The organism is Pseudomonas avellanae BPIC 631 (assembly GCF_000444135.1).
In the GTDB taxonomy this organism is placed as follows: domain Bacteria; phylum Pseudomonadota; class Gammaproteobacteria; order Pseudomonadales; family Pseudomonadaceae; genus Aquipseudomonas; species Aquipseudomonas avellanae.
In genome coordinates, this window is sequence record NZ_ATDK01000486.1 from 1 (window position 1) to 1,353 (window position 1,353).

At 49.1% G+C, this 1,353-nt stretch carries 2 pseudogenes; both read left to right on the top strand.

Annotation, left to right across the window (positions count from 1 at the left end):
- Positions 1-97: 97 nt before the first annotated feature.
- Positions 98-892: pseudogene (locus DW49_RS0124155) on the top strand (hypothetical protein); the annotation flags it as partial.
- Positions 889-1,233, top strand: a pseudogene (locus DW49_RS1000000132940) (permease); the annotation flags it as partial. The pseudogenes DW49_RS0124155 and DW49_RS1000000132940, both read left to right, overlap by 4 nt.
- Positions 1,234-1,353 lie beyond the last annotated feature (120 nt).

Consider the following 1,353-nt stretch of genomic DNA (forward strand, 5'->3'; position numbering starts at 1 on the left):
TTTTCGAAATAAGTTACCCATAACCTGCAAGCTAAGCTATTGATAAGATTTGAATTTTCCGTTAGTTGGTGGCTGATTTTTTCGAAAACAGTACACTAGCGCTTTTGCGATAATCGCGATGAATCCATGGTTCAGCGTAGCTCTGTTCGCAACGGGCTTTATCTATCTCCTTGCTACGATGGCCCTTAATTACTTCAAGCAAGACAGTGTTGGCTGGTGGCTACGCAAGTGCTGTTGGTCCAATACCGTGAACTATCGCTACGCCGAGACTGCCGATGGCGAGCATGAAGAAGTGCGCGCGCTGATGGAAATTCAATTATCTCCGCAGGTTCATGTAAAAAGTACAGTGAATTATGAAAGTCGTTATCTTGGCAAAGGCGATTATTACAGCGTAGCGGTACAAAATGGTACTGGAGTACAAGTACGATTGCCAAACGTGTTACGCGGGCAGACCGTGCATTTCAATGTCATCAGCAGCAAGCGACCATTGGGCGTGCTGTCTGTAGAAAAAATAGATCAGCCCATACATGAAGCTTTTCTGGACCGCGGGCAATTCAGGAACACCGAACAGTTCGGGACGCTTACCAACAAGCCTGCTGGCAAGGCGAGTGAAGACTTTACCTACCCTCTCATGCCACCTGAAAACGAAGACCTCATCTGGGAAACCTGGGTGCCGCTCGACAAGGACGCAACGTACCTTGAGTTGCAACTCTGGTACCCGGCCAATCTTTTAAATCCTGGCGGAGACGATAGAAGCTATCTGTTTCAGATGGAGCTTGGTATACGAGGCGATACGGCTATTGACGGCCTGGCTGCTGTGGAACTCGAGGTAAAGGCATCAAGCAGGATCGGCGCTCTGACCCTGGAAGTCGCAGAGGGCACACCCATATGACTCAGCAAGAAAAAGCCCTGGCTCTGCCGAAAGGTAAGGACATCCTGAACTGGAAAATCAAAACACTTGCGAGGTCACCTAAAGAAATCATGATCACGCAGCTTGGGTTTGCCGCCTTCCATGTAATGGCAAGCTCACTTTTTATTTGGTTAGGCTGGGTAATGTTTTCAGACAGCCCATCCTCTCTCGTGTGCGTAATACTTGCACTTGGAGGCCATCTTGCCTACTTTATAGGCCTGCTCATCCGCCAAAAAACCATCTACAACTACACCCTCAAAACCGACGGAGCCACAGTCGAGTATTACCTGCACTACCCCGATTTCGCCTCAAGTTTCTTTAAGGAACCTCCGAACAAGTCTCAAATATGCGAAAATCGCCTGACCACCTGATCCGAGCCGCCCATGAGCCAAATGAGCTTTTCCGACGTTGAGTACGCAGGCAAACGCAAGCAAACCCGCCGC